The organism is Aeromonas simiae, from assembly GCF_014892695.1.
Lineage (GTDB): Bacteria > Pseudomonadota > Gammaproteobacteria > Enterobacterales > Aeromonadaceae > Aeromonas > Aeromonas simiae.
Genome location: NZ_CP040449.1, coordinates 3,768,242 through 3,782,284, shown reverse-complemented (window position 1 = coordinate 3,782,284; position 14,043 = coordinate 3,768,242). Strand labels below are relative to the sequence as shown.

The window sequence follows — 14,043 nt, the reverse complement described above, 5'->3', positions numbered from 1 at the left end:
CCAGTCAGTAAATAAGGCTTTATTGAGAGGCCAATAAAGGCCATAGTTGCCCTATTTGAAATGATCCTGTTTATTAATGCAAGCCTAACCTGATAACCTACCGCCATGAGCAAAACACATTTAACTGACGAAAAATTCGCCCAAATGGGCCTCGAACCTGAAGTGCTTGCAGGTCTGGAAGCCAAAGGATTTCACTACTGTACACCGATCCAGGCACTATCACTGCCACTGCTGGTCGAAGGCCATGACATCGCAGGCCAGGCTCAGACAGGTACAGGTAAAACCATCGCCTTCCTCGCCGCCACCTTCAATTATCTTCTCACCCATCCGCTGACCACTCCCCGCCTCATCAACCAGCCGCGCGCCATCATCATGGCTCCGACCCGTGAGCTGGCGGTGCAGATCCATAAGGACGCCGAAAGCATGGCGGCTAGCACCGGCCTGAAACTGGGGCTGGCTTATGGTGGCGAAGGCTACGACAAGCAGCTTGCCGTACTGGAGCAAGGGGTCGACATCCTGGTCGGCACCACGGGTCGCATCATCGATTACTACAAGTCGAAGGTGATCGATCTGGCCAACATCCAGGTCGTAGTACTGGACGAAGCGGATCGCATGTTCGATCTGGGCTTCATCAAGGACATCCGCTTCCTGTTCCGCCGCATGCCGGCCGCCGGTGATCGACTCAACATGCTGTTCTCTGCCACCCTCTCGCTGCGCGTGCAAGAGCTGGCCTACGAGCACATGACCAACCCGCACCATGTGCAGGTGGAGCCGGAGCAGATGACCGGTGTTCGCATCAAGGAGGAGCTCTTCTACCCCTCCAACGAAGACAAGATGCTGCTGCTGCTCACCCTGATGGAAGAAGAGTGGCCGGACAAGGCGATCGTGTTCGCCAACACCAAGCACTGCTGCGAAGACATCCATGCCTGGCTGGAGGCTGATGGTCACCGCGTCGGCCTGCTGACCGGCGACGTGCCGCAGAAAAAGCGCATGAAGATCCTTGAGGAGTTCACTCAGGGCAAGCTCGATATCCTGGTCGCCACCGATGTGGCCGCCCGTGGCCTGCACATCCCTGACGTCACCCACGTCTTCAACTACGACCTGCCGGATGATGCCGAAGATTACGTGCATCGCATCGGTCGTACCGGCCGTGCCGGTAAGAGCGGCCACTCCATCAGCCTGGCGTGTGAAGACTATGCCTTCAACCTGCCGGCCATCGAGGAGTACATCCGCCATCCGATCCCGGTCAGCAAGTACGACCGCGAGGCACTGCTTACCGATGTCACCCCGCCGCGCCGTGTGCAGCGCAACCGCCCGCCGGTGAATCGCAACATGCGCGATCGCCAGGGTGGTGGCGGTAACCGTCGTCGTCCCCCCAAGCGCACCTGAGGATACCGTTGAGTAGCTCTCCTCTCTATGCCGCTATCGACCTCGGCTCCAACAGCTTTCACATGCTGGTGGTGTGCGAGGTCGCCGGAGCCCTGCGCACAGTGGTCAAGGTCAAACGCAAGGTGCGTCTGGCCGCTGGCCTGGATGCCGATTTTCGCCTGAGCAGGGCCGCCATGGAGCGGGGTTGGGACTGCCTTCGCCTGTTTGCCGAACAGCTGCAAGACATCCCGCCCGAGAACATTCGGGTGGTCGGTACCGCCACCCTGCGCCTGGCCAGCAACGTCGATGATTTCCTGCGTGAAGCGGAGCGTGTGCTCAAGCACAACATCGAAATCATTTCGGGTGAAGAAGAGGCCAAGACCATCTATGAAGGGGTCTCGTGGACATCGGCCGGCGAGGGTAACCGACTGGTCATCGACATCGGCGGCGCCAGCACCGAGCTGGTGATCGGCGAGCAGAACGAGGCCAAACTGCTGAGCAGCCTGCATATGGGCTGTGTCACCTGGCTCAACAACCATTTTGGTGATGGTGAGCTGTCGGCCGAGCGCTTCCAACAGGCTATCTCCGCGGCTAAGAGCGTGCTGGCCAAGGTGGCAGCCGACTATCTGGCGCTTGGCTGGAAGAGTTGTGTTGGGGCCTCCGGCACGGTGCAAGCCCTGCAAGAGATCATGCTGGCTCAAGGCAAGAGCGAACAGGTCACCCTGCCCAAGCTGCGTGAGTTAATGCAGCAGGCCATCGCCTGCGGCCGTCTCGATCGCCTGCAACTGGAAGGGCTCAATGCCGAGCGGTTGACGGTCTTTCCCTCCGGCCTTGCCATCCTCATCGCCCTGTTCGAAGAGCTCGGTATCGAAAGCATGACGCTGGCCGGCGGGGCGCTGCGCGAAGGGCTCATCTATGGCCTGCTCGGCAACAGCCACGACTGTGACGCCCGCGATCGCACCGCCAACAGCCTGATCAACCGCTATCAGCTCGATCGGGAACACGCCGAGCGGGTACGCGATACGGTGGTGGAGGCCTTTGGTCAGGTGCAGGCTGGTTGGCGCCTTTCGCGCCGCTATGGCCGCCCGATCCTGCGCTACGCAGCACTGCTGCACGAAATCGGTCTGTGCATCGAGTACAAGAAGGCTCCGCAGCATGCCGCCTACATCATCGACAACATCGACATGCCGGGTTTCACTCCGGCCCAGAAGAAGTTGTTGTCCGCCTTGCTGCTCAATCAGCGCGACGATTTCCGGCTCGACCCACTGGAGCGTCAGGGGGCCGTGACCGGCCAGCAGGCGATCCAACTGGTTCGACTGCTGCGCCTCTCCATCATTCTGTGCATGCGCCGCACTCGGGGTACGGTGCCAAACTTCACCTTCCATGCCGAAGGGGAGAGCCTGACCCTCACCGTGCCAAAAGGGTGGCTCGACGTGCACTATCTGCGTGCCAGCGAGCTACGCCTTGAGGTAGAACGCCAGCAGAAGATGGGCTGGCCGACTCGCTTACAGGAGCGGGATCAGGAGTAAACGAGGGGCGCCATGGCGCCCCTCTTCATTGGGGGTCAAACGCCCCCGCCTCCGACAATCTGTTTCGCAGATCGGCATCCCCCCAAAAAGCCCTTTCCTATCCATTTCATGCAGTTGTCATCATCCTCCCCTTTGGGGATAAGCATGTGCCGCGACCGGTCTCGACTACAGTGGAGGGGCATAACCCTAACTCACAAGGATGAACCCCATGAAACGACTGTTCCTGTTCGGGCTGACTGCCGCACTGACTGCCTGTGGCGGCGGGGGAGATGACAGCGCTTCCGATGCCAAGATGTCGCTGGCCTTCTCCGATGCGCCGGTTGATGCGGCCAAACGGGTCTGCATTGCGGTGAGCCAGGTCAGCATTCATCCGATCTCGGGCGCAGAGACTGCATGGAGCAGCAAGAGCTTTCTCGATGCTAGCCAGGACGACGGTTGCACCCCGCCGGGCGAGAGCATTCCTCTCAACGCCGACGGCAGCCCCCGGTTTGTCTACATCGATCTGCTCAAGTATCAGGGATCGGCCAGCCGTAACCTGCTCGCAGGCCAGACGGTGAGCGCCGGGGAGTACAGCCAGATGCGCCTGACCGTACTCGACGGGCGCGCGGTGACCAACCAGTTTGACGACGGCACGCCCTACTCCTACGTGCAGCAGGATGACGACACTATCAAACCGCTCGAGGTGCCGAGCAGCCAGCTCAAGCTCGATGCCTTCACCATCACGGCCGGGGGCACCAGCAGCTTCACCACCGAGTTTGACCTGCGCCAGGCACTGGTACTGCCGGGGCATGAGGCCTACTACAAGCTAAAGCCCCGCGGCGTACGGCTGGTCAACAACACTCAGGTCGCCACCCTGAAAGGCAGTGTGGAGGGGAGTCTGTGTGCGGGCGCACTGGCCGATCAGGCTGCGGTTTACCTCTACGCACCACGCAGCGACGACGCCTACCCCGACATGGCGGATACCGACAACGGCTTCTATGCCAGCGCCCCGGTGGTGAACGATGGCGCCGGCGGCTACCGCTACGAGCTCGGTTTCGTCGAGCTGGGCAACTACGACGTGGCGCTGGTGTGCAACGCCACCGAGGATGACCCGGCGGTGTCAGGGGATCCGCTCGATCTGGAACGCACCCTGAAGGCCCAGACAGTGACCGCGCCCACCACCACTCTCAACCTGGAATGAGAAAGCGGGGCCTGACGGCCCCGTTTCATGATGGGGTCAAGCGGGCAAAGGAGACCGGCTTTGGGTCTGCGATACGCCGATAATCCTCGGTAGCGAGGATCAGGGAGCGCTCCAGCAGGCCTGCGTTGAAGGCCAGCTCATCAAAGCGCGAGAACAGCAGCGGATCGGCGACCAGCAGCAGCTCGTCGTGGAAACTGAACGGCGGGATAGCGCCAAACACACAGTCGGTCAGGGTCGCGACCTCCACCGGGCTCGCCAGCGAGGCACGGCTGCCGCCCACCCCCTTGGCCAGCGCCGCCAGATCGGCCTGACAGTCGGCCGGCAACACCGCCAGCACATGGCGCTTGATGCCGTTGCCCTTGACGTGACACACCAGCCCCTTGGCCCCCTGACCATGCACAGTGCCGCGCACCTTGGCCACCTCCTCGGTCTTGCCAGCGCTCGGGTGATCGACCACTCGGTAGCGGGCACCACCGGCATCCAGCAGCGAGATCAGGCGATCGAAGGTGTGCAGTGACATAGGGCAGCCTCTCAGGTAGCAAACAAAACGGGGCGCCGCAGCGCCCCGTCCATCATACCCCAATCAGATGCCGTACTGGGCGCGATAGGCGCGCATGGCGGCCAGCTGCTCGGCCATCTCCGGCTTCTCTTCGAGGTACTTGATAAGGTCTGCCAACTGGATGATGGCGATGACGTGGGCGTTATAGTCGCGCTCCACCTCCTGGATGGCGGACAACTCGCCCTTGCCCTTCTCCTGACGATCCAGCGCAATCAGTACGCCGGCGAGCGAGGCTCCATTGGCCTGGATCAGATCCATCGACTCACGGATCGCGGTGCCGGCGGTGATCACATCGTCCACCAGCATGATGCGTCCCTGGAGCGGGCTGCCCACCAGATTGCCACCCTCGCCGTGATCCTTGGCCTCCTTGCGGTTGAAGCACCATGGGGTGTCCACGTCGTGCTGCTCGGCGAGCTGTACTGCCGTCGCGGACGCGATGGGGATCCCCTTGTAGGCCGGCCCGAACAGGACGTCATACTCGATGCCGGCATCCATCAGTGCGGCGGCATAGAAACGGCCGAGACGGGCCAGATCACGCCCAGTGGAGAAGAGGCCGGCATTGAAGAAATAGGGGCTCTTACGACCGGATTTCAGGGTGAACTCACCGAATTTCAGAACCTGTTTTTCCAGGGCAAACTCGATAAATTGACGCTGATAGGCTTTCATCCTGGCTCCTTGCTTGATTGCTCTATGTGGGGGTAAACAACGGGTAGAAAAAACGCGGCATATGCCGCGTTTTCAACGATCACTCCAGCGAGGCTTTCTGCACCTCGATGATCTGGTCGATGCCATCTTTGGCGAGCGCCAGCATCGCCAGCAGCTCCTCATGGGTGAACGGCTCACCCTCAGCGGTGCCCTGCACCTCGATCAGGCGACCATCTTCGGTCATCACCACGTTCATGTCGGTCTCAGCCGCCGAGTCCTCGACATATTCCAAGTCGCAGATGGCCTGACCGTTGTGAATGCCGACCGACACGGCGGCCACCATCTGCTTAAGCGGGCTCTGCTTGAGCATGCCCTTGCCCACCATCCAGTTGAGGGCATCCACCAGCGCCACACAGGCGCCGGTGATGGAGGCGGTGCGAGTGCCCCCATCGGCTTGCAGCACGTCGCAGTCGACCGTGATGGTGTGCTCACCCAATGCAGTGAGATCGACCGCCGCACGCAAGGAGCGGGCAATCAGACGCTGGATCTCGAGGGTGCGGCCACCCTGCTTGCCAGAGGCGGCCTCACGGTTCATGCGCGAGTGGGTGGAGCGCGGCAGCATGCCGTACTCGGCAGTCACCCAGCCCTGACCCTTACCCTTGAGAAAGCGCGGCACGCAGGTGTCGACGCTGGCGGTACACAGCACCCGGGTATTGCCGAACTCGACCAGCACGGAACCCTCGGCATGCTTGGTGAAGTGGCGGGTAATGGTGACCGGACGGACGGCGGCAGGCGCACGATCGTTGGGACGGGACATGATGACCTCTGGGCTGGCTTGAATTGGCGGAGGAGTATACGTGATCGGGCAACAAATATCAGCCTGACGGCTAGCGCCGGACAAGTCGGCTGACGCACCTGGGTGCGACGGGTATAATCGACGCACTTTTCATCAAATGGGACACACCCATGATCCACAGCATGACCGCCTACGCCCGCAAAGAGATCAAGGGCGACTGGGGTACCGCCGTCTGGGAGATCCGCTCGGTCAACCAGCGCTATCTCGAGACCTACATCCGCATGCCGGAGCAGCTGCGTGGCCTCGAACCCGTCCTGCGCGAGCGCTTTCGCAATGCCTTGCAGCGCGGCAAGGTGGAGTGCAACCTGCGCTTCGAGGCGGCCCAAGCCGGCGCCGGCCAACTGCACATCAACGAGGAGCTGGCCAAACTCATCATCGACAGTGCCAACTGGGTAATGAAGGAGGCCGGCCAGGGCCAGCTCAATCCGGTCGACGTGCTGCGCTGGCCTGGCGTGATGGCCGCCGCCGAGCAGGACATGGATGCCGTCAACAGCGCCCTGATGGCCGGTTTTGACGAAACCCTGACCGACTTCATCGCCTCACGCGCCAGTGAGGGGAATAACCTCAAGGCCCTGATCGAGCAGCGCCTCGACGGGATCAGCAGCGAAGTGGTCAAGGTGCGCGGTCAGATGCCGCACATCCTCGAGTGGCAGCGCCAGAAATTGAGCGATCGCCTGGCCGAGGCCAAGGTGGAGCTGGACCCGGCCCGCCTCGAGCAAGAGATGGTGCTGCTGGCCCAGAAGATCGACGTGGCCGAGGAGCTAGACCGCCTCGAGATGCACATCGGTGAGACCCGCAAGATCATGAAGAAAGGGGGCGCCTGTGGCCGCCGCCTCGACTTCATGATGCAGGAGTTCAACCGCGAGTCGAACACCCTCGGCTCGAAATCCATCAACGCCGAGGTGACCCAGTCCGCCGTCGAGTTGAAAGTGCTCATCGAGCAGATGCGCGAACAGATCCAGAATATTGAATAGTTTTCTCTTACTTTCCAATTCTTTCCGTTTATTGTCAACGCCCTGTTTTTAAAGGGCTTTTTCTTTTCACCCTGTCCTACCTCGTTTCATCTTGTTTCATCCATGCGGTGAGTTAACTGGTGAGTAATGGATCTGTATACTCACTTCAAATGGTGAGTAATAGGAGGATCTATGGCCATGACAGCAAAGCAAGTCGCCGCACTTGCAAAGGCCGGGGAGCCAATACGGAAGTCAGACGGTAAAGGGCTGTACTTCGTCGTCCCGGACTCGGGAAGCCCGTACTGGGCGCTAAGGTACAGCGTGGATGGCAAACGCAAGCAGATGACACTGGGCCAGTATGCCGACATGTCACTGGCAGATGCTCGGACAGAAGCGGAAGTCTTCAAGCGCGAACTCCGCCAGGGAGTCGACCCGCTGATTGCCAAACAACGCCAGAAATGGATCGGGATCAGCAGCGTCGATGACTTGTTCCAGGATTGGTACACGAATGACCTGCTCCCCAGACTGAAGCACCCCAATATTCCGGCCAGGATTTTCAACAAAGACATCAAACCCGTCATCGGTGAGCTCAAGATTCATGATGTAACGGCACTTGATGTTCGAGAAGTCATCCATCGAGTCAGAGACAGCGGGCGTCCAACCGTTGCGAACGACACCCTGGGTTACATGAAGCAGCTCTTCAACCACGCAGTAAAGCTTGAGCTGACCGCAAACAATCCTGCATCACCTTTCACCATCAACGATGCCGGGGGACTCGAAGAATCCCGAGCCAGAGCGCTGAAGCTGGACGAAGTAGAACAGGTATTCAAAGTTTTCAGGAAGCATCTGAACAGCTTTGGCAGAGACAACTACCTGTCATGCTGCCTGTTCCTGGTGCTCGGGAACCGGAAAAGCGAGTTGTGCGAGGCCCCCTGGTCAGAATTTGATCTGGGGCAGTATGTTTGGCACATACCTCAGGAGCGGGTAAAGACCGGAATCCCAATCTCTATACCTCTACCAGGCCAAGCCATGGAGTGGCTGAATGAGCTCAAAGTAAGATCACTGGGTTCTGAGTACGTTTTCCCAGCCAGGCGCCGCAGCAAACTGCCCCATATGGGGCCTGACACCCTGAATCGTGCGATCTCCAAGCTGTTTGGACGAGAAGCAGGACGGAAGATCCAGCCACCCAACGTAATGGGCGACATCAAGCACTTCACCGTCCATGATCTCAGGCGAACCTTCAGAAGCCTAGCCTCCTCAGTTGGGACGCCGCGTCACATTGCGCGTCTCTGCACCAACCATCGGCAGGGAGGAGTAGATGGTATCTATGATAGGCATGAGTACTTCGAGGAGCGGAAAGCGGCTCACCAGAAGGTAGCCGATCTGGTCTCGCCATACCTATAGGCGGCTTGTCCGTGCAACCATCCCATATACCAACGATTGGAGTAACCATCCGGGACACTCCAGTCGGAATCAAGCCAGTTGACGCACAATGATGTTGTGCATATCATGAAGTAAAGAGAATCGCACGATATGGCTGTCGAGTTTAGAGACACGTGGCTGGAAGCGTTTTACGAGGATGACCAAAGCCACAGGAGGATACCTAGTACCATCGAAGGTGCATTGTTCAGGAAGCTGGAGATCTTGGACGCAGCGACCCAGGAGTCAGACTTGAGAATCCCTCCGGGTAACCGCTTCGAGCACCTTGAAGGCAATATGGCCGGGTGGTGTTCCATCCGGGTAAACAAGCAATACCGGCTGATCTTCAGATGGATCGATGGCGTTGCCCAAGATACTTATCTGGATCCTCATGTTTACAGGGGCTAGTGGAGGATAAGGTTATGAGAAACACAAAACGTCGCCCAGTTACGGTCGGTCAGATGCTGGTAACCGAGTTCCTGGAGCCTATGAACATCGAGATCAACGAACTGGCTGAAGCCATGGGTGTGCACAGAAACACCCTGAGTCGGATCGTTCACGACAAGGGGGCATTGACCGCACCCATGTCAATCAAACTGGCAGCGGCCTTGGGTAACACGCCGGAGTTCTGGCTCAATATTCAGCACTCAGTAGAGTTGTGGGATGTTCGGCATAGAGCCTTTGAGCAGGAAGCAAAGAATGTTAAACGAGTAACGCCTCACTTGAAGAACAGGGAAGCAGTTATTTAGCAGATAAGACCATAACGCTATGATCATACGGTCTAAGGTGGTCGCAACATAGAAGGATTATTACAACAAATGCCTTGGACTTCGGAGCATGTTAACTGGCTCATTGATACAGGTGAACGACTGAAAACTGCCAATGGCAAGGAGGTAGAAGTTTGGGCGTTCCGTCATGAGAAAGACGAAGCTGTACTCTCCGCTTGGGCAAAACACTTTCGCAACCACTACTGCTTGGACACCGATATAGATTTCCTCAGAGGTCAACAATCTCGTAAAGACTATCTCAATACACTTAAATTCCCTTGTAGCTCTACAAAGCTTGGCCCTGGAATCCGAGCAGGTGATTTTGGTGAAATTCTCGTTGCCGACTATCTTCAATGGCGTCTCGGCTTCTGGGTTCCCAGAGTACGGTGGTCGTCGAAGGTTGTCCGAGATGAGTCACCCAAGGGCAGCGACGTTATTGGTTTTCGCTTCCGCAATCAGGATTACTCGACGTCTCCAGAAGACCTTCTGATTGTATTCGAAGCCAAGACTCAGTTCTCAGGATCTGGGAAAAACAGGTTACAAGATGCTATTAATGATTCAGCAAAAGATCACCTTAGAATAGGTGAATCGCTCCACTTCATTAAGCAAAAGCTATTCGAGAAAGGAAGCAGAGAGCAAGCTCAGCTAATTGATCGATTTCAAAATCCAGTTGACATTCCATATAAAGAGTCCTTTGGTGCTGCGGCAATCATCTCAGATGAACACTTTGATGCGAATGTCATAGGGTCTTCGAATTGCGAGACAATCCCGAAGTCTCCAAAATCAAAGGAACATATCTCTCATCCAAACGGTGAAAATCTGGTCCTCTTGGTTATAAAGGGACCCGACATGATGGCTTTGGTCCACGAGCTCTACAGGAGGGCTGCGGATGAAGCCTGAACAGAAATCCCAACTACTGCTTGGCGTCACACGGTCAAAGGCCAAGATGATCGAGTATAATGTTCCGGAAGAACATCACATCAAAATCATACAAGATCCAGCCAAGCTTTTCCCTATTTCGATCGGGCTACTGGGTGACCTTGCCACCACAATGAACCGAGACAATCCGGACCCTGAGTTACTCTCGGAACTGAGGAGAAGCCTACTCTTCTCTGCCCATTTTTTTGATTCGTATGTCCAGTCAAAGTTGAATGAAAGTCTAGATCCGTATCTCTTACTAGTTGGAGCTTCGTCGTACTATCTTTGTGATTTACCTGGAAGCGCCTCGGTACTAGCCCGGAAAGTAGATGCTGATTTCCCAGATCTAGATGCCTACGGCCTGGAAAATCTAATTTTTTGGATGTTGCGAGGAGATATATCTACATATTTTGGTGGTGCAGAGGGAAAACTCGGAAATTATATTGATGCCGTTTTCGAGGCGCTAGTCCAGTTTGTACAAAATGGCACTGGTGAAAAAGAAGTCCTCGACCAGCTTAGAAAGCTAAGGGGTGCTGTTTATGAATTAGGTTCTCCTAGGCAGCTTCTTCTCGGTGATATTGCTACCGCCCTAATCAGAAAAAAAATTCAGAACTCCTGTTGGATTGCTCTCCCTTTCTATTCAGGGCTTTCAAGAGATAAATGGCAACCCTCTATTCAGAAGAAGTCTTTCATCAAAGAGTTGTGGCCAGCACAACACCTTTTGGGAAGAGCAGATGTTCTCAAAGGTAAATCTGCTATCGTTCAAATGCCTACCAGTGCGGGAAAAACAAAAGCAACCGAGCTTATTCTTCGTAGCGCGTTTCTGGCAGATCGCGTGGCACTGGCCATTATCATCGCTCCGTTTCGGGCACTATGCCATGAGATAAAAAACAGTCTCATTGAGGCGTTCCACAACGAACCCACTAAGGTGGATGAATTATCCGATGCCCTACAGACCGACTTCGAGATTGCCGAGCTCTTGGGGCACCAACAGATCCTTGTTGTTACTCCCGAGAAGCTGCTTTACGTCCTTAGGCATGCTCCAGAGCTGGCTGATCACATTGGGCTATTAGTTTTTGACGAAGGCCACCAGTTTGACAGCGGCACCAGAGGCATAACATACGAACTACTCCTGACATCGTTGCGCTCAATGATCCCTGAAAGAACTCAGAAGGTGTTAATCTCGGCTGTTATCAGCAACGCCAAGTCTGTCGGAGAGTGGCTGAACGGGGAACCCAATGTTGTTGAAGGCACGACTCTGATTCCGACCTTCAGGTCAGTCGGGTTCGCGAGCTGGCTTGATCAATTGGGAAGGATCGAATACGTCGACAGCCGTGATGCCGAACAAGGCGAGTTTTTCGTTCCGAGGGTAATCGAAAGATTCACTCTTGGACGGAAACCAAGGGAAACAACTGAACGTTTTTTTCCAGAACAAGCGATGAAACCTAATGGCAAGCCAAATCCTGATTTTGGGAAAACAGTAGCACTTTACCTAGGGTTGAGATTGGCCCCGAATGGCAGTATCGCTATCTTTTGTGGGAGAAAATCAACAGCAGCAAGCATCTGCGATAAAATCGTCGATATTATCGAACGAGGCGCCCCCTTGGCCTTGCCGTCAGATTTCTCTGACACCCAGGAAGTTGAGCGGTTGAGACATCTGCATGTCGAAAATCTCGGCGCTGACGCCCCGGCGTCACAAAGCGCGGCTCACGGCATTTTCTCCCATCATGGCAATACGCCGCACGGTATCCGTCTGGCGGTGGAGCATGCCATGCGCAACGACCTTGTGCGATTCGTTGTTTGCACATCCACATTGGCACAGGGCGTAAATCTTCCGATTCGATATCTCATCGTGACCAGTGTTTATCAAGGTATGGAGCGCATCAAAGTTCGCGATTTCCACAACCTCATTGGCCGAGCGGGTCGCGCCGGGATGCATACTGAAGGCAGTATTCTGTTTGCAGATCCGGTAATCTATGATAAGCGAAAGGTCCGTAGGGACAAATGGCGCTGGGAGCAAGTGAAAGAACTCCTTGAGCCTTCTAATTCAGAGCCATGTATTAGTAACCTCTTATCGATCTTCGACGCCATCAAGAGTGATGACGAGAAATTCATCATCACAATGGAGGCTCTGGATTTTGCCAAGGCCTATATCAACGATCCCGATGAAGTTACCCAGTATGCTGCTAGGATAGCCGCACAACATGGGAACAAAGGATTCTCACGAGATGGTGTCGAGCGGCAGGTCGCTTGGAGAATCAGCCTCATCTGTGCCATCGAGAGCTTCCTGTTATCCCATTGGGATGAATCCGAGGATGGTCTTTCGGAAGCTGATGTGACCCGTCTGGCCGAAGGGACTCTGGCTTTCTTCCTGGCCGATGATCAGAAAAAGGAGCATATCCGCGAGTTGTTTCAGCTTCTCGCTGGGAACATATCGGCAAATATCACAGATCCGGCTCGCCGCAAAATCTACGGCAGGACGCTTTACGGAATTCGGGATGCCCAAGCCATTGAGGGATGGGTTCAAGCCAACGTTGACAGCCTGCTTTCGATTGATGATGAAACAGAAGCGCTCGATCTTGTCTGGCCATTGCTTACCCAGCATATCAACGGGGGAGTGTTCACAAAGTTCGATAAACCGGAGGTTCTTAAAGAAATCGCGCATGGATGGATCAGTGGAAGGCCCTTTAACGATCTCCTCAAAATCATTCGTGAGCGAAAATGTAAGATGATTTGGGGCACCCGACGGCGAGAGTTCAAGGTCGACCATGTTGTCGATGTTTGCGAAGGTACGCTTGCCTACGAAGGAGCCCTCTTAGTAGGCGCATTATGTGAATTCGTGGGGGCATCAGACCAAAAAGAGGCTGGAGAGCTTATAAGTAAGCTACAACTTTTCCAAAAGCGTCTCAAATATGGATTGCCTACAGAAACTGCCATCTCCCTTTATGAACTCGGATTTTCTGATCGTGTGGTTTCCCAAGGCATTGCAAAAGAAATGGGTCTTATTGAAACACAAAAGGATGATTTGATTAATACCTTTAAACAAAAGCGAGACGCGGCTTCTGCTACGATAGAAAAATATCCAAGTTATTTCCATGAGAGGATGAATGAGTTTATTTTCTGATAAACAACGCCCCTCTGAAATCAACTGGACGAGCTAACCTCGTCCTTCTTTCCTGAATGATCAGACCATTGTCAGAGGTGTGCTCTGATTTCCTTTGATGAGATGACTCTTCCACAAGCCCTCAAACTGAGTATTTGGGCTACGTATAGCCATTTCTAGCTAGGCCCGGTTAAACATCTAAACAGCATCCAAAAGTCGCTTTTGGATACTTTACTTTAAAGATTGAACTGAGAGCTACTGTGCCACTATCGAAAACCAATCAAAAAGCGACTTCTTGATTTGTGGATGCTTCTTCTCAGAGCTTAGAAGATACTGAAAAGCCACCGAAAAGCGACTTTACGATGGGCTTGACGGCTCTATCAGCTTGATTAATATATAAGTTGTAAACGGTAGCTGGCCCAAAACAGCATTTTTCCAAATCCAAGGCGTTTGCCTTCACTTCGTTAACCCTCAGGGGGACTGTCCCCTAGGGGCACTCCTCCGTCTAAAACCTATCTCCCCGGAGGAAAAAGAGATGTTTATCATCACTGTGCTTGCAGCGTTCTGCTGCTGCCTGCGTTTGTGCATTCCGCAAGCGACCAGGCTTCCATATCGCGATCTGGCTGACAGCTATGTCGCGTTCCTGGCGCTCAATTCCGAGCGGCCAAACATAAGAGGGCCTCCCTCATCCGTCAGAACGAGTGCTGGATTTCCGGCTTACTCGATGCTCCACCCCGTCTCTGTCG

At 55.3% G+C, this 14,043-nt stretch carries 12 protein-coding genes; 9 read left to right on the top strand and 3 right to left on the bottom strand.

From position 1 onward, the window contains the following. Positions 1–105: 105 nt before the first annotated feature. The 3 genes from rhlB (at position 106) to FE240_RS18000 (ending at position 4,077) form a co-directional block, all read left to right on the top strand. Positions 106–1,389 carry an ATP-dependent RNA helicase RhlB gene (rhlB, locus tag FE240_RS18010; protein ID WP_193002829.1) on the top strand — a complete coding sequence of 428 codons (1,284 nt, stop codon included), beginning with the start codon at positions 106–108 and terminating at the stop codon, positions 1,387–1,389. A gap of 8 nt (positions 1,390–1,397) precedes the next feature. Further along, positions 1,398–2,897: a guanosine-5'-triphosphate,3'-diphosphate diphosphatase gene (gene gppA / locus FE240_RS18005; RefSeq protein ID WP_193002828.1), complete on the top strand. Its 1,500-nt coding sequence runs from the start codon at positions 1,398–1,400 to the stop codon at positions 2,895–2,897. 208 nt (positions 2,898–3,105) lie between these two features. Beyond that, positions 3,106–4,077, top strand: a complete 972-nt coding sequence (locus FE240_RS18000) for a DUF4382 domain-containing protein (protein ID WP_193002827.1) — start codon at positions 3,106–3,108, stop codon at positions 4,075–4,077. 25 nt (positions 4,078–4,102) lie between these two features. Here the strand turns inward: FE240_RS18000 and FE240_RS17995 are convergent, their stop codons facing one another. The 3 genes from FE240_RS17995 to rph all read right to left on the bottom strand — a co-directional run bounded on the left by FE240_RS17995 (position 4,103) and on the right by rph (position 6,098). Then, positions 4,103–4,597, bottom strand: coding sequence for a YbaK/prolyl-tRNA synthetase associated domain-containing protein (locus tag FE240_RS17995; RefSeq protein WP_193002826.1), 495 nt, complete (start codon positions 4,595–4,597; stop codon positions 4,103–4,105). A gap of 63 nt (positions 4,598–4,660) precedes the next feature. Further along, positions 4,661–5,302 (bottom strand): orotate phosphoribosyltransferase, encoded by a 642-nt coding sequence (gene pyrE, locus FE240_RS17990; protein WP_193002825.1) that lies wholly within the window; start codon positions 5,300–5,302, stop codon positions 4,661–4,663. Between the two features lie 79 nt (positions 5,303–5,381). Further along, the gene (gene rph / locus FE240_RS17985; RefSeq protein WP_193002824.1) at positions 5,382–6,098 is read right to left on the bottom strand and encodes a ribonuclease PH; all 717 of its coding nucleotides are present in this window, start codon (positions 6,096–6,098) and stop codon (positions 5,382–5,384) included. Between the two features lie 149 nt (positions 6,099–6,247). Here rph and FE240_RS17980 point away from each other — a divergent pair, with 149 nt between their 5' ends. From FE240_RS17980 to FE240_RS17955, 6 genes are all read left to right on the top strand, one after another. After that, entirely contained in the window at positions 6,248–7,111 is an 864-nt protein-coding gene (locus FE240_RS17980) for a YicC/YloC family endoribonuclease (protein WP_042047653.1), read from the top strand. Between the two features lie 171 nt (positions 7,112–7,282). Continuing rightward, complete coding sequence (locus FE240_RS17975) at positions 7,283–8,494, top strand: tyrosine-type recombinase/integrase (protein WP_069140142.1); 1,212 nt, start codon at positions 7,283–7,285, stop codon at positions 8,492–8,494. A 129-nt stretch (positions 8,495–8,623) separates the two neighbouring features. Next, positions 8,624–8,917, top strand: a complete 294-nt coding sequence (locus FE240_RS19080) for a type II toxin-antitoxin system RelE/ParE family toxin (protein WP_069140143.1) — start codon at positions 8,624–8,626, stop codon at positions 8,915–8,917. An 80-nt stretch (positions 8,918–8,997) separates the two neighbouring features. After that, a complete protein-coding gene (locus FE240_RS17965; RefSeq protein ID WP_264293147.1) occupies positions 8,998–9,258 on the top strand; it encodes a HigA family addiction module antitoxin in 261 nt (86 codons plus the stop codon). A 69-nt stretch (positions 9,259–9,327) separates the two neighbouring features. Further along, a complete protein-coding gene (locus FE240_RS17960; RefSeq protein WP_057108201.1) occupies positions 9,328–10,176 on the top strand; it encodes a Hachiman antiphage defense system protein HamA in 849 nt (282 codons plus the stop codon). Beyond that, on the top strand, positions 10,166–13,318 hold the full coding sequence (locus FE240_RS17955; RefSeq protein WP_193002823.1) for a DEAD/DEAH box helicase: 3,153 nt from the start codon (positions 10,166–10,168) through the stop codon (positions 13,316–13,318). The genes FE240_RS17960 and FE240_RS17955 overlap by 11 nt, the downstream gene beginning before the upstream one ends. Positions 13,319–14,043 lie beyond the last annotated feature (725 nt).